This window comes from Microbacterium sp. LMX7-1.2, assembly GCF_040675935.1.
Lineage (GTDB): Bacteria > Actinomycetota > Actinomycetes > Actinomycetales > Microbacteriaceae > Microbacterium.
This window is the reverse complement of the sequence record NZ_JBEGIL010000001.1, coordinates 2,368,714-2,388,883: the sequence shown is the minus strand read 5'-3', so window position 1 is coordinate 2,388,883 and position 20,170 is coordinate 2,368,714. Positions and strand designations below refer to the sequence as shown.

At 66.3% G+C, this 20,170-nt stretch carries 13 protein-coding genes and 3 rRNA genes; 8 read left to right on the top strand and 8 right to left on the bottom strand.

The features are described 5' to 3' along the window. The first annotated feature begins 2 nt into the window (after positions 1 to 2). From MRBLMX7_RS11730 to MRBLMX7_RS11720, 3 genes are read left to right on the top strand one after another with little or no spacing between them, the layout of a single operon-like run. On the top strand, positions 3 to 1,100 hold the full coding sequence (locus MRBLMX7_RS11730; protein WP_363368695.1) for a carbohydrate ABC transporter permease: 1,098 nt from the start codon (positions 3 to 5) through the stop codon (positions 1,098 to 1,100). Next, entirely contained in the window at positions 1,097 to 1,936 is an 840-nt protein-coding gene (locus MRBLMX7_RS11725; RefSeq protein ID WP_363368693.1) for a carbohydrate ABC transporter permease, read from the top strand. The genes MRBLMX7_RS11730 and MRBLMX7_RS11725 overlap by 4 nt, the downstream gene beginning before the upstream one ends. After that, positions 1,933 to 3,801 (top strand): glycogen debranching N-terminal domain-containing protein, encoded by a 1,869-nt coding sequence (locus tag MRBLMX7_RS11720; RefSeq protein WP_363368691.1) that lies wholly within the window; start codon positions 1,933 to 1,935, stop codon positions 3,799 to 3,801. The genes MRBLMX7_RS11725 and MRBLMX7_RS11720 overlap by 4 nt, the downstream gene beginning before the upstream one ends. Positions 3,802 to 3,894: 93 nt before the next feature. Here MRBLMX7_RS11720 and hutI read toward each other — a convergent pair whose 3' ends face one another. Genes hutI through hutH form a run of 3 tightly spaced genes read right to left on the bottom strand, consistent with a single transcriptional unit; the run spans position 3,895 to position 8,406 of the window. Next, positions 3,895 to 5,178 (bottom strand): imidazolonepropionase, encoded by a 1,284-nt coding sequence (gene hutI, locus MRBLMX7_RS11715; RefSeq protein WP_363368689.1) that lies wholly within the window; start codon positions 5,176 to 5,178, stop codon positions 3,895 to 3,897. An 11-nt stretch (positions 5,179 to 5,189) separates the two neighbouring features. After that, positions 5,190 to 6,872 carry a urocanate hydratase gene (hutU, locus tag MRBLMX7_RS11710; protein ID WP_363368687.1) on the bottom strand — a complete coding sequence of 561 codons (1,683 nt, stop codon included), beginning with the start codon at positions 6,870 to 6,872 and terminating at the stop codon, positions 5,190 to 5,192. Further along, a complete protein-coding gene (hutH, locus tag MRBLMX7_RS11705) occupies positions 6,865 to 8,406 on the bottom strand; it encodes a histidine ammonia-lyase (protein WP_363368685.1) in 1,542 nt (513 codons plus the stop codon). Before hutH ends, hutU begins: the two co-directional genes overlap by 8 nt. Before the next feature lie 85 nt (positions 8,407 to 8,491). Between hutH and MRBLMX7_RS11700 the strand changes: the two genes are divergently transcribed. From MRBLMX7_RS11700 to MRBLMX7_RS11680, 5 genes are all read left to right on the top strand, one after another. Continuing rightward, on the top strand, positions 8,492 to 9,244 hold the full coding sequence (locus tag MRBLMX7_RS11700) for an IclR family transcriptional regulator (RefSeq protein WP_363370906.1): 753 nt from the start codon (positions 8,492 to 8,494) through the stop codon (positions 9,242 to 9,244). Positions 9,245 to 9,329: 85 nt separating this feature from the next. Continuing rightward, entirely contained in the window at positions 9,330 to 10,544 is a 1,215-nt protein-coding gene (locus tag MRBLMX7_RS11695) for an OmpA family protein (protein WP_363368683.1), read from the top strand. A 31-nt stretch (positions 10,545 to 10,575) separates the two neighbouring features. Beyond that, entirely contained in the window at positions 10,576 to 11,097 is a 522-nt protein-coding gene (locus MRBLMX7_RS11690) for a DUF3060 domain-containing protein (protein WP_363368681.1), read from the top strand. 2 nt (positions 11,098 to 11,099) lie between these two features. After that, positions 11,100 to 11,819: a response regulator transcription factor gene (locus MRBLMX7_RS11685; RefSeq protein WP_363368680.1), complete on the top strand. Its 720-nt coding sequence runs from the start codon at positions 11,100 to 11,102 to the stop codon at positions 11,817 to 11,819. Beyond that, positions 11,816 to 12,757 carry a sensor histidine kinase gene (locus MRBLMX7_RS11680; RefSeq protein ID WP_363368678.1) on the top strand — a complete coding sequence of 314 codons (942 nt, stop codon included), beginning with the start codon at positions 11,816 to 11,818 and terminating at the stop codon, positions 12,755 to 12,757. The genes MRBLMX7_RS11685 and MRBLMX7_RS11680 overlap by 4 nt, the downstream gene beginning before the upstream one ends. A 79-nt stretch (positions 12,758 to 12,836) precedes the next feature. On the opposite strand, the gene rrf is transcribed toward MRBLMX7_RS11680, so the two are convergent. The 5 genes from rrf to MRBLMX7_RS11655 all read right to left on the bottom strand — a co-directional run bounded on the left by rrf (position 12,837) and on the right by MRBLMX7_RS11655 (position 20,170). Continuing rightward, positions 12,837 to 12,953, bottom strand: a 5S ribosomal RNA gene (gene rrf, locus MRBLMX7_RS11675). Positions 12,954 to 13,059: 106 nt separating this feature from the next. Continuing rightward, positions 13,060 to 16,163 (bottom strand): 23S ribosomal RNA (locus MRBLMX7_RS11670). A 415-nt stretch (positions 16,164 to 16,578) separates the two neighbouring features. Next, a 16S ribosomal RNA gene (locus tag MRBLMX7_RS11665) occupies positions 16,579 to 18,102 on the bottom strand. The 16S, 23S and 5S rRNA genes sit together here, the layout of an rRNA operon. A 598-nt stretch (positions 18,103 to 18,700) precedes the next feature. Continuing rightward, positions 18,701 to 19,132 carry a heat shock protein transcriptional repressor HspR gene (locus MRBLMX7_RS11660; RefSeq protein ID WP_363368676.1) on the bottom strand — a complete coding sequence of 144 codons (432 nt, stop codon included), beginning with the start codon at positions 19,130 to 19,132 and terminating at the stop codon, positions 18,701 to 18,703. Positions 19,133 to 19,183: 51 nt separating this feature from the next. Beyond that, positions 19,184 to 20,170, bottom strand: coding sequence for a DnaJ C-terminal domain-containing protein (locus MRBLMX7_RS11655; RefSeq protein WP_363368674.1), 987 nt, complete (start codon positions 20,168 to 20,170; stop codon positions 19,184 to 19,186).

Below are 20,170 nucleotides of genomic sequence, written 5' to 3'. Positions count from 1 at the left end.
CCATGGCGACGACGGCCACGCCTCGCCGCGGGGGAGCTTCCGGGCTCCGCCGCGGCGAGGCCGCCGCCGGATGGCTCTTCACCGCTCCCGTGATCGTCATCCTCGGCGTCTTCCTCCTCGTGCCGGTGCTCATGGCCCTGTGGGTGAGCATGTCGGACTGGGGCGGGCGCGGCAGCCCCTTCTCGCCCTCGGTCTCGTTCGTCGGCACGGAGAACTACTCCGCGGTGCTCGCCGACGGCGGGCTCGCCACGAAGGACTTCGGCACGGCGCTGCGCAACAACGCGTGGTACGTGCTGCTCGTCGTGCCGCTGCAGACCGCGCTCGCGCTGTTCCTCGCGGTGCTCGTGAACCGCGCCGTGCTGCGCGGCCGCGGGTTCTTCCGCACGGCCTACTACTTCCCGTCCGTCACGAGCTCGGTCGCGATCACGGTGCTGTGGCTGTTCCTGTTCTCGGCGAGCGGTGCCGTCAACAGCCTGCTCTCCTGGTTCGGCGTCGAGGGGCCGAACTGGTTCAACGACCCGCGCGGCGTGCTGCACCTCGTGCTCGGTGCGTTCGGTGTCGACGCGGGTCCGGCGGCCCTCACCGGCGGCGGCATGCTCGGGATCTCCTGGTGGGAGTGGCTCGCCGGCCCGTCGATCGCCATGAGCGCCTACGTCCTGATGGCGGTGTTCACGACCTCCGGCACGTTCATGCTGATCTTCCTCGCCGGGCTCCAGAACCTCGGCGCCGACGTCGACGAGGCCGCCATGATGGACGGCGCGAACGGCGGGCAGCGCTTCTGGCGCGTGACCCTCCCCCAGCTCCGGCCCACGCTGTTCACGGTGCTCACGCTGGGCCTGATCGGATGCTGGCAGGTGTTCGACCAGATCTACACGGGCACGCGGGGCGCCCCGAGCAAGACCACGCTCACCCCCGCGTACCAGTCGTACAAGACCGCGTTCACGGATCAGGAGTGGGGGCAGGGCGCGGCGATCGCGTTCATCCTGTTCGTCATCATCGTCGTGTTCACGCTGCTGCAGCGCTGGGTGCTGCGCGACCGCCCCGTGTCGCGCCGGCGCATCCGCGCCTACGAGATCACCTCGAAGGGGGGCGTGCGATGAGACTCTCCTCCAAGCAGCTCACGTGGCAGATCGTGCTGTACGCGGTGCTGATCGTCCTCGCCCTGATCTACATCTATCCGTTCCTCATCCAGGTGTTCACGAGCTTCAAGACGGATGAGGATGCCGCGGCCTCCGGCCTCGGCCTGCTGCCGGACTCCTGGACGTTCGCGGCGTACGAGCGCCTGTTCGCGAACTCGGACTTCCCGTCCTGGTTCGTGAACAGCGCGATCGTGACGATCTTCGTGACGGCCGGACGCGTGTTCTTCAACTCGCTCGCGGGGTACGCGCTCGCGCGTCTCCGGTTCCGCGGACGCGGCCTCGTGTTCGCCGCCCTCGTGGCGGTCATGTCGGTCCCGACCGTGGTGCTGCTGATCCCGAAGTTCCTCGTGATCAACCAGCTCGGCATCTTCAACTCGTACGCGGGCATGGTCCTGCCGCTGCTCGTCGACGCCGCGGGGGTCTTCATCATGAAGAACTTCTTCGAGTCGATCCCCGTCTCGGTCGAGGAGCAGGCGCGCATCGACGGCGCCGGCACGTTCCGGATGTTCTGGTCGGTCGTGCTGCCCATGGCGACGCCCGCGCTCATCACGATCGTGATCCTGTCGTTCCAGGGGTCCTGGAACGAGCTGAGCCACTTCATCGTGTCGACCAACGACCCCGCCCTGACGACCCTCACCAAGGGCGTCGCGTCCCTCGCGAGCGGACAGCTCAGCCAGGGCACCCAGTACCCCCTCAAGCTGGCTGCCGCGCTCATCATGACGATCCCCGTCGCCGTGATGTTCTTCGTCTTCCAGCGCCGCATCATGAATTCCACTGAAGGAGCCGTCAAGGAATGACCGACCGCCCCCGCCTCCAGCCCCTGCTCGACCAGGCTGTGATCGTGCTCGACGCCCCCACGCAGGTGTGGTCGGCGCGCGACGGCCGCATGGGCACCGCCCCGATCCATGGCGTGTACCACGGCGACGTCCGGCACATCTCCGCGATCGATGTGGTGGTGCGGGGCACGGCCGTGGAGTCGATCGGATGCTCGTCGCCGACGCCCGACCGGGTGATCTTCACGGATCTGCTGCGTGGCCTCGACGACGCGGGCGCCGATCCGAAGATCCGCCTGGACCGCGAGCGCACGGTCACGGCGGGGAGGTTCGCCGAGAGCATCCGCGTCTCCTCGCACCTCGAGGCCGCGGTGCCGGTGGAGGTCGCGGTACGCGTGCGCCCGGACTTCGCGCCGATGCAGCTCGTGAAGGCGGGAATGGACGCGGACCTCGCCTGGGACTGGGACGGCCGCGTCTGCCGCGCCGGGGACGCCTCTTTCACGCTGACCGCGACCGAGGCCGAGATCACGGCCGACGGCGGGGACATCGTGGTGCGGTGGCGGGCGGACGTGCCGGCGCGCGGCGCGCTCGACCTCGCCTGGTCCGTGGACCTCGACGACCCGTCGCTGGTCGTGACCTCGCCCGCACCGTCGTCCGCAACGCAACGAGTGGGTCACGGCGACGACCCCCGCGCCGCGCGCTGGCTCGACCGCGCCGCCGCCGACCTCGCCGCGCTCCGTCTCGCTCTGCCCGAGCATCCGGACGACGCGTTCTACGCCGCGGGCGCCCCCTGGTTCTTCACGCTGTTCGGCCGCGACTCGATCTGGGCCGCGCGTCTCGCCCTGGCAGCCGATCCGTCGATGGCCGCCTCGACGCTCCGGGTGCTCGCGCGCCTGCAGGGGACGGTGGTCGACCCGGCGACCGCGCAGGCTCCCGGCAAGATCGCGCACGAGCTGCGCAGCGGAGCGCTGTCGCTGCCGCACGAGGGCGTGCACCTGCCGCCGCTCTACTACGGCACGGTCGACGCGACACCGCTGTGGGTGTGCCTGCTGGCCGACGCCCGTGACGCCGGGCTCTCGGACGCCGAACTGCGCGAGCTGCTCCCGGCGCTGCGCGCGGCACTGGACTGGATGGTCGTGCACGGCGACGCCTCGGGCAGCGGGTTCATCGACTACCGCGACGAGACGGGGCACGGACTCGCCAACCAGGGGTGGAAGGACTCGGGCGACTCGATCCAGTGGCGCGACGGCCACCTGGCCGACGGACCGATCGCCCTGAGCGAGGTGCAGGCGTACGCCTACGAGGCCGCCGTGCGCGGTGCCGCGCTGCTCGACGAGCTCGGCGAGGACGGCGGCGACGAGCTGCGCGTCTGGGCCGACGACCTGCGCACGCGTTTCCGCGAGGCGTACTGGGTCACGACCGAGGAGGGCCACTACCCCGCGATCGCCCTCGATGCGCACGGGGCGCCGGTCGACACCCTGACGAGCAACATCGGCCATCTGATTGGCACGGGTCTGCTCGACGCGGACGAGGAGCGGGCGTGCGCCGAGCTGCTCCTCGGCGACTCGATGTCGAGCGGGTACGGCATCCGCACGATGTCGACGGGTGCCGCCGGGTACTGGCCGCTGAGCTATCACGGCGGCAGCGTGTGGACCCACGACACCGCGATCGCGGTGCACGGGATGCTGCGCTCCGGCCTGACGGGACCTGCGCGACGCATCGCGGAGCAGCTGATCGACCTCGCCGAGGGCTTCGAGTACCGCGTCCCCGAGTTGCACTCCGGGGAGCCGCGTGTCGCAGGAGGCGCTCCCGTGCCGTATCCCGCGGCGTGCCGCCCGCAGGCGTGGTCGGCCGCGGCTGCGGTCGTGTGCGCCGAGGCGCTGCGCTGACGGGAGTCGATCGCGGTTCCGGTCGCAGTTCGTGTCGCTTTCCGCCGCGGTGGGCGGCACGAATCGCGACCGGAACGGATGCCGGGGCCGCCGTCAGCGGACGGCGACCCCGTCCTTCCACACCCGGCCGACCAGGGGCACGCCCGGCCGGTAGGCGAGGTGGATGCGGGTCGGCGCGTTCAGCAGCACGAGATCGGCGCGCGCGCCTGGCGCGATGATCCCGACGTCGTCGCGCCGCAGCGCCTGTGCCCCGCCCGCGGTCGCCGCCCACACGGCCTCCGCCGGCGTCATGCCCATGTCGCGCACGGCGACCGCGATGCAGAACGCCATCGACGAGGTGAAGCTCGAGCCCGGGTTCGTGTCGCATGCGAGGGCCACCGTGACGCCCGCGTCGATCAGCCGCCGCGCGTCGGGATACGGCTGCCGGGTCGAGAACTCCACACCGGGCAGCAGCGTGAGCACGGTGTCAGACCCGGCGAGTGCCGCGACGTCGGCGTCCGTGAGGTACGTGCCGTGGTCGACCGATGCCGCTCCGAGCTCGACCGCGAGCTGCACGCCCTCACCCGGCCCGAGCTGGCTCGCGTGCAGGCGCGGCACGAGTCCGGCGGCGATGCCCGCCTCGAGGATCCGCCGCGACTGCGCGACCGTGAACGCCCCGGTCTCGCAGAACGCGTCGATCCAGCGGGAGTGCGGTGCGCACGCCGCGAGCATCTCGCCGCACACGAGGTCGACGTACGCCTCGGGGTCGTCGGCGTACTCGGCGGGGACGACATGCGCTCCGAGGAAGGTGACCTCGGGCGTGACCTCGGCGGCGAGCCGCACGAGTCGCTCCTCGTCGGCGACCGAGAGCCCGTAGCCGCTCTTGATCTCGACCGTGGTCGTGCCCTGCGCGAGCAGCTCGTCGACGAAGCCGCGCAGGCGCTCGCGGAGCTCGTCGTCGCTCGCCGCGCGCGTGGCGGCCACGGTGGAGCGGATGCCGCCGGCGGCGTACTTCTGCCCAGCCATGCGCGCCTCGAACTCGGCTGCCCGGTCGCCGCCGAACACGAGGTGGCTGTGGCTGTCGACGAATCCCGGGATCACGGCCCGGCCTCCGGCATCCACGATCTCGTCGGCGTCCGGTGCGTCGGCGGAGGGGCCGACCCAGGCGATCCGTCCGCCGTCGATCAGCACGGCGGCATCGTACAGCGTGCCGCACGGGTCGCCGGGCTCGCCGGCGCGTCCCGATCCGCCGACGGCGTCCCGATCCGCCGACGAGTTCACAGTTTCGGTCAGCGGATCGGGACCGCGTCCGCGAATCGGGTCATCCGGCGAGCCGACGTTGGTGGTCAGCTCGCCGATGTTCGTCAGCAGCACGGTGTTCGCAGGCACAGTGCTCATAGCCGCGGTGCTCACAGCATCGGCACGGTCAGGCCGCGCTCGCGGGCGATCTCGCGCGCGTGCTCGTACCCGGCGTCGACGTGCCGCATCACGCCCGTGCCGGGGTCGTTCGTCAGCACCCGCTCGAGCTTCTCGGCGGCGAGCGCGGACCCGTCAGCGACCGTGACCTGTCCCGCATGGATCGACCGGCCGATGCCGACACCGCCACCATGGTGCAGCGACACCCAGGAGGCACCGGACGCCGTATTGAGCAGCGCGTTCAGCAGCGGCCAGTCGGCGATCGCGTCGGAGCCGTCCTTCATGCCCTCCGTCTCCCGATACGGCGAGGCCACCGAACCGGAGTCGAGGTGGTCGCGGCCGATCACGATCGGCGCCGACAGCTCGCCTGCGGCCACCATCTCGTTGAACTTCAACCCGGCGAGGTGGCGCTCCTTGTAGCCGAGCCAGCAGATGCGTGCGGGGAGGCCCTCGAAGTGCACCTTCTCCCCCGCCTTCTCGAGCCAGCGGTGCAGGGCCGCGTCCTCGGGGAACAGCTCGGCGATCGCCCGATCGGTCCTGCGGATGTCCTCGGGGTCTCCCGACAGAGCGGCCCAGCGGAACGGCCCACGCCCCTCCTCGAACTGGGGGCGGATGTACGCGGGCACGAAGCCGGGGAATGCGAACGCCCGGTCGAAGCCGCCCAGCTGCGCCTCAGCCCGGATCGAGTTGCCGTAGTCGAACACCGCGGCACCGGCATCCTGGAACGCGACCATCGCCGCGACGTGCGCGGCCATCGACTCGCGGGAGCGGCGCGTGAACTCCTCGGGATCGCGCTCCGCCTCGGCCTTCCAGTCCGCGACGGGGATGCCGATAGGCAGGTACGCGAGCGGGTCGTGCGCGCTCGTCTGATCGGTCACGATGTCGATCGGCACGCCGCGGCGCAGCAGCTCGGGGAAGACCTCGGCCGCGTTGCCGACGACGCCCACCGAGAGCGCCTCGCCGGCGTCTTTCGCGGCGACGGCCCGTGCGATGGCCTCATCGAGGTCGGTGAAGTAGAGGTCGAGGTAGCCGTGGTCGACGCGGCGCGCGAGACGGCTCTCATCGACGTCGACGATCAGCACGGCCCCCTCGTTCATGGTCACGGCGAGCGGCTGCGCACCGCCCATGCCTCCGGCCCCGCCGGTGAGGGTGAGGGTGCCCTTCAGCGAGTCACGGCCGAGCGACCGCGCGACGGCGGCGAAGGTCTCATACGTGCCCTGGAGGATGCCCTGCGTGCCGATGTAGATCCACGACCCTGCGGTCATCTGGCCGTACATGATGAGACCGAGTTCCTCGAGCCGACGGAACTCCGGCCAGTTCGCCCAGTCACCCACGAGGTTCGAGTTCGCGATGAGCACTCGTGGCGCCCACTCGTGCGTGCGGAACACGCCGACCGGCTTGCCCGACTGCACGAGCAGCGTCTCGTCGGGCTCGAGCTCGTCGAGCGTGCGGACGATCGCGTCGTACGCGGCCCAGCTGCGCGCCGCGCGTCCCGTGCCGCCGTAGACGACGAGGTCTTCGGGATGCTCGGCGACCTCGGGATCGAGGTTGTTCATCAGCATCCGCTTGGCGGCCTCGGCGCCCCAGCTCTTCGCCGTGCGCTGGTTGCCCCGAGGGGCGCGGATCGTGCGAGGACCGGCGGCAGTCGTGCCAGTCGTCTCGGTCGTATCAGTCATGCGCGTGCTCCTTCGCGATGCGGGTGACGGCGCCGGACTGCACGAGTGCGGTCACGGCCTCCATGTCGGGTGAGAGGAAGCGGTCGGGGCCGGGGCCCTCAGCGACCGTGCGGACGAGGTCGCGGACGGCCCCGGTCGCGGGTCCGGCCTGCAACGGCGCTCGCAGGTCGAGTGCGCGAGCGCCGGTGAGGATCTCGATCGCGAGCACGCGTCCGAGGCCGTCGATCGCACGGCGCAGCTTGCGTGCCGCCGCCCACCCCATGGAGACGTGATCCTCCTGCATCGCCGAGGAAGGGATCGAGTCGACGGATGCCGGGGCGGCGAGACGCTTGAGCTCGGAGACGATGCCCGCCGAGGCGTACTGCGCGATCATGAGCCCCGAGTCGACGCCGACCTCGTCGGCGAGGAACGGCGGCAGCCCGTGGTTGCGGGCGGGATCGAGCGCCCGATCCGTGCGTCGCTCGGAGACCGAGGCGACGTCGGCCACCGAGATCGCGAGGAAGTCGAGCACCGCCGCGATCGGGGCACCGTGGAAGTTCCCGTTCGACTCGATGCGTCCGTCGACCGTGATGACGGGGTTGTCGATCACGCTGGCGAGCTCGCGCCCCGCGATCAGGGCGGCGTGCGCCATGGTGTCGCGTGCGGCACCGTGCACCTGCGGCGAACAGCGCAGCGAGTACGCATCCTGCACCCGGCCGTCCTCCGGCCCCTTGTGGCTGTGCACGATCGGCGAGTCCCGCAGGAACGCGCGCAGGTGGGCGGCTGACTCGCCCTGGCCGAACTGCGGACGCAGCGCCATGAGGTCGGCGGCGAAGACGGCATCCGTGCCGAGCTGCGATTCGATCGACATCGCGGCGGCCATGTCGGCGGCGAGGAGGAGCGAGTCGAGATCGTGCAGTGCGAGCGCCAGGGTCGCGAGCATCCCGTCGGTGCCGTTGATGAGGGCGAGCCCCTCTTTCTCGACGAGCGCGACGGGGGCGATCCCCGCGCTGGCGAGGGCGTCGGATGCCGGGACGAGGTCGCCCTCCGGCGTGCGGACGTCTCCCTCCCCCATCGCAGCGAGGGCGATGTGAGCGAGGGGCGCGAGGTCACCGGAGCATCCGAGCGAGCCGTACTCGCGGACGATCGGCGTGATGCCGGCGTTCAACAGGGCGGCGTACGTCTCGACGACCACGGGTCGCACACCGGTGCGTCCCGAAGCGAGGGTCTGCAGACGCAGGAGCTGCAGCCCGCGGATGACTTCGCGTTCGACCTCGGCACCGGTGCCGGCGGCATGCGAGCGGATCAGGCTGGCCTGCAGCTGCAGGCGACGATCCGGGGCGATGAAGGTCGTGGCGAGGGCGCCGAATCCGGTCGAGACGCCGTAGTGCGGGTTCGGATCGGCAGCGAGGCCGTCGATCACACGGCGGGTCTCAGCGACGCGCTTGAGCGCCTCGGCGCTGACGACGACGGACACGTCGTGACGCGCGACCGCAACGACCTGATCGATCGAGAGGGGGCCGGCGCCGACGACGACGGGGGACGGAGTGCTCATGTCTCGATTCCACACCCCGCACCTCGCGTGCGACACCCGTCCGTGGCATCCTGTGTCTGTGATACCAGACAACCCCGACGCGTCGATGACCGCCGCCCAGGTGCCGGCCGCGGACAACACTCTGCGCATGCTGCGTTACCTCGCCGGTCGCCCGGCGCCGGTGGCCGCGTCGGCGATCGCCCGTGACCTCGCGCTCCCCCGTTCGACGGTCTACCACCTGCTGACGACCATGGCCGCGCACGGGTTCGTACTGCACATGCGCGAGGATCGGCGCTGGGGCCTGGGGACCTCCGCGTTCGAGCTCGCGGGCGGTTATGCCCGACAGCAGCCGCTCGCCCGACTGGGCCGCCCCGTGGTCGCGGCACTCTCCGACCGTCTCGGCGAGAGCGCGCACCTCGCGGTCATGAGCGGCGGTGACGTGCTCTACATCGTGGAGGAACGAGCGCCGAGGCGTCCCGCGCTCGTGACGGACGTCGGCGTGCGGCTGCCGGCGCACCTCACTGCGTCGGGGCGAGCGATGTTGGCGGCTCTCCCCCGTGAGCAGGTGCGCGCGCTGTACCCGAGCGCTTCGGCGTTCCCGGATCGCACGGGCGTCGGGCCGCGCACTCCGGCCGAGCTGCGCGAGGTGCTGCGCATCGCTCGCGCGCGAGGCTATGCGACGGAGGACAGCGAGGTCGCCGATGGCCTGCGCAGTGTCGGCGCCGCCGTGCACGACCATGCCGGCTGGCCCGTGGCGGCTGTCGCCGTCACGTGGGCGAACGCAGATCTCGACGAGGAACTGCTCGCGGAAGCCGTGCGCGAGACGGCAGCGGTGCTCGAATCGCGACTGCGTCGATGAGCCCCGTCGCCGGGAGAATGAGGATGTCTCAGGACTGCGACATCCTCGCGACGCGGTGGCGACACCGCCTGGATACGCTCGACACATGACCTCGTTCACCGCTTCGCCCGCCCTCCGCATGAGCCATGCGCTCGCCGTCGGAGGGGTGCTCGCATGCTCCGCCGCCCTCGCGCTGACGGGCTGCGCCCCGGAGCCGGCGGCCAGCGCACCATCGCCGACGTCGGCGCCGACGGCCCCGGCCTCCGCGACCCCGGACGTCGCGACCGTCGCGGGATACGACGTCGGGCAGTTCCCGCCCGTGCCGCTCTTCGTGCTCCCGGATCTGTCGTTGCTCGACACTTCGGCGTCGGCGTTCACGATCGAGGTCAACCAGGCGCTCGCCGACATCCCCGGCGTCGTCGCCGCCCCCGCCCAGTGCGACGCGGGCGGGAGCGTGATCTCCGGCAACGGCACCGCGTATCTCTACGGGGACGGCTCCGGCTCCTTCACCGGACCGGACGGCACGGTGCAGAACTTCGGCGACGGATCCGGCAACTCGACGATCAACGGGGTCGCTATCCAGAACTTCGGCGACGGCTCGGGCAACTACAGCGACGGTACGGTGACCATCCAGAACTTCGGCGACGGATCCGGCACCTACTCCGACGCGACGACGACGGTGCAGATCTTCGGCGACGGATCGGGCAACTACGCCCGGGGCCCCGTGACGATCCAGAACTTCGGCGACGGCTCGGGCAACTACTCCGACGGCACCGTCACGATCCAGAACTTCGGCGACGGATCCGGCAACTACTCCGATGGCCGTGTGAGGATCCAGAACTGGGGCGACGGCACGGCCCTCGTCGACGGCGAGACGGTGGAGGCCGAGCCGCTGCCCGATGTGCCGAAGCTCGGCGTCTTCCCCCCGCTCGGCGCGCTCGCTCCGGTCGCGTCCTGCGGCACGACGCTGACGTTCGCCGACGGTGTGCTCTTCGACTTCGACAAGAGCGACATCCGCCCCGACGCGGCGACGACACTCGACGCGGTCGCCCAGGTGTTCACGCGTCTCGGCGTCTCCTCTGCGCAGGTGAGCGGGCACACCGACGCGATCGGATCGGATGCCGAGAACCAGGTGCTCTCGGAGGATCGCGCGCAGTCCGTCGTCGCGGGACTGGAGGACCGGGGCGTGACGACCACGCTCACCGCGGAGGGCTTCGGCGAGAGCCGTCCGGTCGCCGCGAACGAGATCGACGGCACCGACAACCCCGCAGGACGCCAGTTGAATCGCCGCGTGGAGATCTTCATCCCCGCGGCGCTGTGATCGGATGCCGTCGACACGAGAGGATGAATGCATGCGCCGCTCCACCGCGACCTCCGTCCTGCTGACCGCCGTCCTGCTCGCGACGACGCTGAGCGGATGCACGGTGTCGATCGTCGACCCGGGTGCCGCCGACGCCGAACGCACACCCACTCCGGAGTCCACGTCCTCCTTCGAGGTCGAGCGCACCGAGCCCACGCCCCCGGCCAGCTCGCCGACGGATTCCGACAGGCTGAGCGACGAGCGACAGGCCGACCGCGACCGACTCACCGCGGCGGCCTCGACGACCACGGCGTGCCCGACCGGTGCTGTCACGGCCGACGGGGTCGTCATCCGGATCGAGGGCTCGTGCCCGCAGCTGGACGTCCAGGCGGACGCGGCCGTCGTCATCGCCGACGATGTCGAGTCGCTCACGCTCTCCGGCAGCGGGACCGTGGTCTACGTCGTGAACGTCTCCTCGGTGACGGTGACCGGTGATGCGAGCTCGGTCTTCTGGGCCGGTTCCACGCCGAGCGTCGACGACACGGGCGCCGGCAACACCGTGCGAAAGGGGTGAGGATGAACGAGACTCCCCGTCCGCGCATCCTGCTCGTCGATGACGACGAGGCGATCACCACCGCTCTCGCACCCTTCCTCGAACGCAGCGGCTTCGCCGTGCAGGTGGCCGGCGACGGGCTCGCGGCACTCGACGCCGTCGGCGGCGAGGTGCCGGACATCGTGGTGTGCGATGTCGTCATGCCTCACGTGGACGGACGCGAGTTCGTGCGCCGGATGCGTGCGCGACAGCTCTGGCTGCCGATCATCCTGCTCACGCAGGTCGGAGAATCGTGGGAGCGCAGTGCCGCTCTCGATGAAGGCGCCGACGACTATCTCAACAAGCCCTTCGATCCGCATGAGCTCCTCGCACGCATCCGTGCCGTGCTCCGTCGCACGGCCCAGGGAGTCAGCTCCCTGCGATCCGCGACCCGCTTGCAGGCGCACGACCTCGTTCTCGACCGAAGCGCGCGCCGCGTCTGGCGCGGCACGACAGAGCTGTCGTTGACGCCGAAGGCGCTGACGCTGCTCGAGTACCTGATGATGCATCCGCAGGAGGTGCACTCGCGCGAACGACTGTTGTCGACGCTGTGGGGGTTCGACTTCGCGACGACCAGCCGCGCGGTCGACCATCGCATCGCCGAGCTGCGCCGCGTCCTCGGCGACGGAACCGGAGAGGTCCGGTTCATCGAGACCGCGCAGACGATGGGATATCAGTTCACGGCACCGGTGGTGGCGGCGTGAGCCGGGGTGCGGACGTCACGCTCGGCATCCTGGCCGCGGTGCCGATCGGGGCGTGCGCGGTCGTCGCGGGCGCCATGCTGCTGACGGGAGAAGATCGCCTGCTCGCCGTCGAGCTGACCCTTCCCTCCGGAGTCCTCGTCGGAGGTGTCGTGCTGTCGGCGATCCCGCTCGCGATCCTGGCGTGGCGACGACGCTCCGCACGAATTCGACGTCGAGAGGCTGCGGCGGCAGAGGCTGCCGCGGTCGCCGCCGCACAGCAAGAACGTGCGACGCATCAGCAGTTCCTCGCGCGCCTGGACCACGAGCTGAAGAACCCGCTCACCGCGATCCGGGCCACCGCGGCGGCCGGGCAGAGCGCGGACCAGGCCGACCCGAGCGCGGCAGCGTGGCAGACTGTGGACGCGCAGGCGTCGAAGCTGAGCTCTCTCGTGCGCGATCTGCGCAAGCTCGCCGAGTTGGAGACCAGGCCGCTCGAGACGGAGCCCGTGCTCCTCGAAGAGCTGCTCACGGAGGCGATCGACGCTCTCGGCCACCAGAACCCGCAGGCGAGGGCTCGCACGGCGTTGACGGTGACGAGGGTGCCGTGGGCCGTGCCGCCGCTGGATGCAGACCTGGATCTGCTGTCGCTCGCGGTCGACAACGTTCTCGGCAACGCCGCCAAGTACTCGACATCGGGACCGATCGAGGTCCGCCTGCGTGAGCAGGACGGCTGGGCCGTGATCGAGGTCGCGGATGCCGGGCGGGGTGTCCCGGCCGCCGAGCTGCCCACGGTGTTCGATGAGCTGGCTCGCGCGCAGAACGCCCGAGACGTGAGCGGTTCGGGCATCGGTCTGACCCTCGTCGCGACGGTCATGCGCCGGCACGGCGGTGACGTCGCGATCCGTTCGGTCGAGGGATCAGGATCGGTCGTGACATTGCGTCTGCCGATTCGACGCTGACCCGGTCCGACGCTGACGACCCGAGCGCGTTAACGCAGAAGAGCCACCCAACGATGGGCGGCTCTTCTGTCTAAAAGGAGTCCGGCGGTGTCCTACTCTCCCACAGGGTCCCCCCTGCAGTACCATCGGCGCTGTGAGGCTTAGCTTCCGGGTTCGGAATGTAACCGGGCGTTTCCCTCACGCTATGGCCGCCGAAACACTATTGATGTTTCAATCGTTGCATAACGACAAAGTCAAAGTTATGCGGTTCTCGACCGTACATCGAGAACCACTCAGTGGACGCAAGCACCAACAAACGGTGTGTTATCAAGTCATCGGCTTATTAGTACCAGTCAGCTGCACACGTTACCGTGCTTCCACATCTGGCCTATCAACCCAGTAGTCTGGCTGGGAGCCTCTCACCCGAAGGTATGGAAGTCTCATCTTGAGGCCGGCTTCCCGCTTAGATGCTTTCAGCGGTTATCCATCCCGAACGTAGCTAATCAGCGGTGCTCCTGGCGGAACAACTGACACACCAGAGGTTCGTCCAACCCGGTCCTCTCGTACTAGGGTCAGATCCTCTCAAACTTCCTACGCGCGCAGCGGATAGGGACCGAACTGTCTCACGACGTTCTAAACCCAGCTCGCGTACCGCTTTAATGGGCGAACAGCCCAACCCTTGGGACCTACTCCAGCCCCAGGATGCGACGAGCCGACATCGAGGTGCCAAACCATGCCGTCGATATGGACTCTTGGGCAAGATCAGCCTGTTATCCCCGAGGTACCTTTTATCCGTTGAGCGACAGCGCTTCCACAAGCCACTGCCGGATCACTAGTCCCGACTTTCGTCCCTGCTCGACCTGTCAGTCTCACAGTCAAGCTCCCTTGTGCACTTACACTCGACACCTGATTGCCAACCAGGTTGAGGGAACCTTTGGGCGCCTCCGTTACTTTTTGGGAGGCAACCGCCCCAGTTAAACTACCCACCAGGCACTGTCCCTGAACCGGATTACGGTTCGAAGTTAGATATCCAGAGTGACCAGAGTGGTATTTCAACAATGACTCCACATGAACTGGCGTCCATGCTTCACAGTCTCCCACCTATCCTACACAAGCCACACCGAACACCAATACCAAGCTGTAGTAAAGGTCACGGGGTCTTTCCGTCCTGCTGCGCGTAACGAGCATCTTTACTCGTAATGCAATTTCGCCGAGTTCGCGGTTGAGACAGTTGGGAAGTCGTTACGCCATTCGTGCAGGTCGGAACTTACCCGACAAGGAATTTCGCTACCTTAGGATGGTTATAGTTACCACCGCCGTTTACTGGGGCTTAAATTCTCAGCTTCGCCTTGCGGCTAACCGGTCCTCTTAACCTTCCAGCACCGGGCAGGCGTCAGTCCGTATACATCGTCTTGCGACTTGGCACGGACCTGTGTTTTTAGTAAACAGTCGCTACCCACTAGTCTCTGCGGCCACCACACCCTTTTCGGAGCAAGTCCGTATAAGTGGATGGCCCCCCTTCTCCCGAAGTTACGGGGGCATTTTGCCGAGTTCCTTAACCACGATTCTCTCGATCTCCTTGGTATTCTCTACCTGACCACCTGAGTCGGTTTGGGGTACGGGCAGCTAGAACCTCGCGTCGATGCTTTTCTCGGCAGCATAGGATCATCCACTTTTTATCCGCATCGTGTCTCAGCCTGTATGAGTCACGGATTTGCCTATGACTCGGCCTACGCACTTGCACCAGGACAACCATCGCCTGGCTTGGACTACCTTCCTGCGTCACACCTGTTAATACGCTAACCGCACCAGCATGGGGTCACGTGATCCACCACCCGATGGATCCCGAAGGACCCGGTGAGCGGCTTCGGACGTTTAGCACCACTGGATTAGCTTGGGCGGTTCTTCGCCGGTACGGGAATATCAACCCGTTGTCCATCGACTACGCCTGTCGGCCTCGCCTTAGGTCCCGACTTACCCAGGGAAGATTAGCTTGACCCTGGAACCCTTGGTCTTTCGGAGGACGTGTTTCTCACACGTCTTTCGCTACTCATGCCTGCATTCTCACTCGTGTAGCCTCCACGGCTGGTTTCCACCGCCGCTTCGCTGGCCACACGACGCTCTCCTACCCATCAACACGGCTGGACCACGAAGGCCTACCAATAATGTCAATGCCACAACTTCGGTGGCGTGCTTGAGCCCCGTTACATTGTCGGCGCGGAATCACTTGACCAGTGAGCTATTACGCACTCTTTCAAGGGTGGCTGCTTCTAAGCCAACCTCCTGGTTGTCACAGCAACTCCACATCCTTTCCCACTTAGCACGCGCTTTGGGACCTTAGTTGGTGGTCTGGGTTGTTTCCCTCTCGACTATGAAGCTTATCCCCCACAGTCTCACTGCTGCGCTCTCACTTACCGGCATTCGGAGTTTGGCTGACGTCAGTAACCTTGTAGGGCCCATCGGCCATCCAGTAGCTCTACCTCCGGCAAGAAACACGCAACGCTGCACCTAAATGCATTTCGGAGAGAACCAGCTATCACGAAGTTTGATTGGCCTTTCACCCCTATCCACAGCTCATCCCCTCAGTTTTCAACCTAAGTGGGTTCGGTCCTCCACGACGTCTTACCGTCGCTTCAACCTGGCCATGGATAGATCACTTCGCTTCGGGTCTAGGACATGCGACTGAATCGCCCTATTCAGACTCGCTTTCGCTACGGCTACCCCACACGGGTTAACCTCGCCACATATCGCTAACTCGCAGGCTCATTCTTCAAAAGGCACGCTGTCACACCTACCAGGGGTGCTCCAACGGTTTGTAAGCAAACGGTTTCAGGTACTATTTCACTCCCCTCCCGGGGTACTTTTCACCTTTCCCTCACGGTACTTGTCCGCTATCGGTCATCTGGGAGTATTTAGGCTTATCAGGTGGTCCTGACAGATTCACACGGGATTTCACGGGCCCCGTGCTACTTGGGATACTCTTCGCGCCAAGCAAGGCATTTCGACTACGGGGTTGGCACCCTCTATGACCGGCCTTTCAAGACCGTTCGTCTATACCTTCTTGTAACGCCGCCATCTCGGCAGAAATGACTGAAAAGTCCCACAACCCCGAACGTGCAACGCCTGCCGGCTATCACACACGCTCGGTTTAGCCTGATCCGGTTTCGCTCGCCACTACTAACGGAATCGCGGTTGCTTTCTCTTCCTGTGGGTACTGAGATGTTTCACTTCCCCACGTTCCCTCTACCCGCCCTATATATTCAGGCGGGAGTCACTAGGTCGGCACGCCGCCCAGCGGGGTTTCCCCATTCGGACACCCTCGGATCAAAACTTGCTTATCAGTTCCCCGAGGCTTATCGCAGATTGCTACGTCCTTCTTCGGCTCCAGATGCCAAGGCATCCACCGTTTGCTCTTAAAGACTTGAAATCACATGAGTTTGAATCAGAATCGATTCCAGACCCCAAAAGGCCTGGAATGAAATTGACTAATGATCTTTAAGATCATCTTGTGCAACCGATCGATGATCAGTTGCAAGATGCTCGCGTCCACTGTGTAGTTCTCAAAGTACGGGCGGTACCCCTCACCGCTTGCCCCACAGGACAAACAACGAAGGGCCCAGAGGTACAGACCCGCAACCCGAAGGCCGCGACGTCCGGTCCCTCAGGACCCAACAGCGTGCAGACACCCCGCTCACCAACCCCCACGTTCCTGCCGCCGAAGCGACGTACTAGCAGAAATCAGCTGCGCTGATGCCATGTCAAATGTTCCACCCATGAGCTCCGGTCGAGAACGTACGTCCCGAATCCGGCTCTGTCACCCCGAAGGGTGCAGTGCTCCTTAGAAAGGAGGTGATCCAGCCGCACCTTCCGGTACGGCTACCTTGTTACGACTTAGTCCTAATTACCGATCCCACCTTCGACGGCTCCCTCCACAAGGGTTAGGCCACCGGCTTCAGGTGTTACCGACTTTCATGACTTGACGGGCGGTGTGTACAAGACCCGGGAACGTATTCACCGCAGCGTTGCTGATCTGCGATTACTAGCGACTCCGACTTCATGAGGTCGAGTTGCAGACCTCAATCCGAACTGGGACCGGCTTTTTGGGATTCGCTCCACCTCGCGGTATTGCAGCCCTTTGTACCGGCCATTGTAGCATGCGTGAAGCCCAAGACATAAGGGGCATGATGATTTGACGTCATCCCCACCTTCCTCCGAGTTGACCCCGGCAGTATCCCATGAGTTCCCACCATTACGTGCTGGCAACATAGAACGAGGGTTGCGCTCGTTGCGGGACTTAACCCAACATCTCACGACACGAGCTGACGACAACCATGCACCACCTGTTTACGAGTGTCCAAAGAGTTGACCATTTCTGGCCCGTTCTCGTATATGTCAAGCCTTGGTAAGGTTCTTCGCGTTGCATCGAATTAATCCGCATGCTCCGCCGCTTGTGCGGGTCCCCGTCAATTCCTTTGAGTTTTAGCCTTGCGGCCGTACTCCCCAGGCGGGGAACTTAATGCGTTAGCTGCGTCACGGAATCCGTGGAATGGACCCCACAACTAGTTCCCAACGTTTACGGGGTGGACTACCAGGGTATCTAAGCCTGTTTGCTCCCCACCCTTTCGCTCCTCAGCGTCAGTTACGGCCCAGAGATCTGCCTTCGCCATCGGTGTTCCTCCTGATATCTGCGCATTCCACCGCTACACCAGGAATTCCAATCTCCCCTACCGCACTCTAGTCTGCCCGTACCCACTGCAGGCCCGAGGTTGAGCCTCGGGATTTCACAGCAGACGCGACAAACCGCCTACGAGCTCTTTACGCCCAATAATTCCGGATAACGCTTGCGCCCTACGTATTACCGCGGCTGCTGGCACGTAGTTAGCCGGCGCTTTTTCTGCAGGTACCGTCACTTTCGCTTCTTCCCTGCTAAAAGAGGTTTACAACCCGAAGGCCGTCATCCCTCACGCGGCGTTGCTGCATCAGGCTTGCGCCCATTGTGCAATATTCCCCACTGCTGCCTCCCGTAGGAGTCTGGGCCGTGTCTCAGTCCCAGTGTGGCCGGTCACCCTCTCAGGCCGGCTACCCGTCGACGCCTTGGTGAGCCATTACCTCACCAACAAGCTGATAGGCCGCGAGCCCATCCCCAACCGAAATTCTTTCCAACCACTGAAGATGCCTTCGTGGTTCGTATCCAGTATTAGACGCCGTTTCCAGCGCTTATCCCAGAGTCAGGGGCAGGTTGCTCACGTGTTACTCACCCGTTCGCCACTGATCCCACAGAGCAAGCTCCGTGTTCACCGTTCGACTTGCATGTGTTAAGCACGCCGCCAGCGTTCATCCTGAGCCAGGATCAAACTCTCCGTAAAAAAGAAATGCATACGAACACCCGGAATAGGATGACGCAGCGAGTTTGATGCTGACCAAAGAGATAAATCATTGCTGACTATCCATCGCCACTCCCCAAAGGAAGTGGTCTTTGATCCAAAGGAATCTCACCCTGCCGAAGCAGGAACGAGGTTATTTGGCATTTGACAAGTGCACGCTGTTGAGTTCTCAAGGATCGGACGCTCCCCCGACCCAACCATCACAGTCAGGCCCGAAGGGCAACTTCTCAATCTTACCTGCGCCGTCCCGGCTGTCAAATCGACACGCCGTGAGGTTCAGGCCCAGATCCGTAGCCGGGCGCTTACCGCGCCGAGGCAACTTCACTAGCTTATCCGTTCCGGTCAGGCTGTCAAATCGACCGCCGTCCCGTCCGGGAAGCTCCCACGTCGGACAGAAGTGTGTCCGCGATCTGCTCCGAGGATCTGATCTGAGGGAGTGGTTCTCCGCTTGAGGGGGGTAAGGCTCTCGGCCTCTCCGCTTCCCTGTGGGGCGAACAGGTAATAACTTACGTGGATCCCGGGACTCGGGCAAATCGCTGCGATCCGCCGGGCGTGTCGCCCGCGGACCGGGTGACACGTCTCAGCCGCGGCCGCTCCCCGGGTGCCACAGCACCACCTCTGTCGACCGGCGCAGTCGGCGCCCGCTCGGCATCGGCACGACACCAGCCGAACCGGCCGCGAACACTCGGACTCCCGGTCGGTTCTCGCGCTCGGCACGGAGCGCGGCATCCAGATCGGCCACGCGTCGGCGCAGCATCCGGTTCTCGTCCTCGAGGTCGAGGAGACGGGCGATCGCGGGAAGGCTCATTCCTTCCGAGGAGAGCTGCGCGACCTCGCGGAGCTGCTCGATGTTGCGGGTCGAATAGCGGCGAGACCCTCCGCTGGTGCGGCCGGGGACCACGAGCCCGATCCGGTCGTACTGTCGCAGCGTCTGCGGGTGCATGCCCGCGAGCTCGGCCGCGACCGCGATCGCGAACACCGGGGTGTCGGTATCCATCTGCTGATCAGCCATGGAGATCACCTCTTCCTTCCGGTGTTCGCGGTCGTCATCCCGGTCATGATGTCAGCGCCGTGCCTTCGCCATCAGGTCGGCGCGCGGGTTCTCGGCGGGCTCGAGCTCCTGGAACTTCTCCAGCGCCTCCTTGGCCGCCTCATCGAGGTGCGAGGGCACCGCGATCTGCAGCTCGGCCAGGAGGTCTCCCGTGCCCTTGCTGGTTGTGACTCCGCGTCCCTTGACGCGGAGCACCCGCCCCGACGGCGTGCCCGGGGCGACGCGGAGCTTGACCGTGTCGCCCCCGAGCGTGGGGACCTCGATCGTCGCGCCGAGCGCTGCCTCCGTGAAGGTCACCGGCACCACGACGCGCAGGTTGAGGCCGTCGCGCGTGAAGACCGGATGCGGTCGCACCGTGATCTGCACCACGATGTCGCCGCTCTCCCCGCCGTCCGGCGACGGTCGGCCGCGACCGCGCAGGCGGATCTTCTGCCCGTCGGCGACCCCGGCGGGGATCTTCACCTTGAACGGCTTGCCGTCCTCGCCCTGCAGGCTGATCGTCTCGCCCTGCACGGCGGTCGCGAAGTCCAGCGTGGTGCGGGCCGTGACGTCGGCGCCGCGCTGGGGGCCGCCGAAGCCGCGGAATCCGCCGGACGTCTGCCCGAACCGGCCGGAGCCGAACGATCCGCCGCCCTGCCCCTGGTTGAACATCGCGAAGATGTCCTCGAAGTCGGCGGTCTGCCCGCGACCCTGCTGGCCGAACCGGCTGAAGACGTCTTCGAAGCCGCCGCCGCCCTGGCCGCCCGCCGTGAAGCGCGCGCCCGAGCCCATCGCACGGATCTCGTCGTACTCCTTGCGCTGCTCGGCGTCGGAGAGCACCGAGTAGGCCTCGCTGATCTCCTTGAACTTCGCCTCCGCCTTCTCGTCCCCCTGGTTGGAGTCCGGGTGGTACTTGCGGGCGAGCTTGCGGTACGTCTTCTTGAGATCGGCGTCGCTGACGTCCTTCGAGACCCCGAGGGTCTTGTAGAAGTCCTTGTCGAACCAGTCCTGGCTAGCCAT

Bases quoted from the DNA above. Each gene is read 5' to 3' on its own strand.
- MRBLMX7_RS11725 (WP_363368693.1), top strand. From the start codon at position 1,097: ATGAGACTCTCCTCCAAGCAGCTCACGTGGCAGATCGTGCTGTACGCG.
- MRBLMX7_RS11700 (WP_363370906.1), top strand. From the start codon at position 8,492: ATGACCGCCGCCCAGGTGCCGGCCGCGGACAACACTCTGCGCATGCTG.
- MRBLMX7_RS11660 (WP_363368676.1), bottom strand. From the start codon at position 19,132: ATGGCTGATCAGCAGATGGATACCGACACCCCGGTGTTCGCGATCGCG.
- MRBLMX7_RS11730 (WP_363368695.1), top strand. From the start codon at position 3: ATGGCGACGACGGCCACGCCTCGCCGCGGGGGAGCTTCCGGGCTCCGC.
- MRBLMX7_RS11655 (WP_363368674.1), bottom strand. From the start codon at position 20,170: ATGGCTAGCCAGGACTGGTTCGACAAGGACTTCTACAAGACCCTCGGG.
- hutI (WP_363368689.1), bottom strand. From the start codon at position 5,178: ATGAGCACTGTGCCTGCGAACACCGTGCTGCTGACGAACATCGGCGAG.
- hutH (WP_363368685.1), bottom strand. From the start codon at position 8,406: ATGAGCACTCCGTCCCCCGTCGTCGTCGGCGCCGGCCCCCTCTCGATC.
- hutU (WP_363368687.1), bottom strand. From the start codon at position 6,872: ATGACTGATACGACCGAGACGACTGGCACGACTGCCGCCGGTCCTCGC.
- MRBLMX7_RS11690 (WP_363368681.1), top strand. From the start codon at position 10,576: ATGCGCCGCTCCACCGCGACCTCCGTCCTGCTGACCGCCGTCCTGCTC.
- MRBLMX7_RS11695 (WP_363368683.1), top strand. From the start codon at position 9,330: ATGACCTCGTTCACCGCTTCGCCCGCCCTCCGCATGAGCCATGCGCTC.
- MRBLMX7_RS11685 (WP_363368680.1), top strand. From the start codon at position 11,100: ATGAACGAGACTCCCCGTCCGCGCATCCTGCTCGTCGATGACGACGAG.
- MRBLMX7_RS11720 (WP_363368691.1), top strand. From the start codon at position 1,933: ATGACCGACCGCCCCCGCCTCCAGCCCCTGCTCGACCAGGCTGTGATC.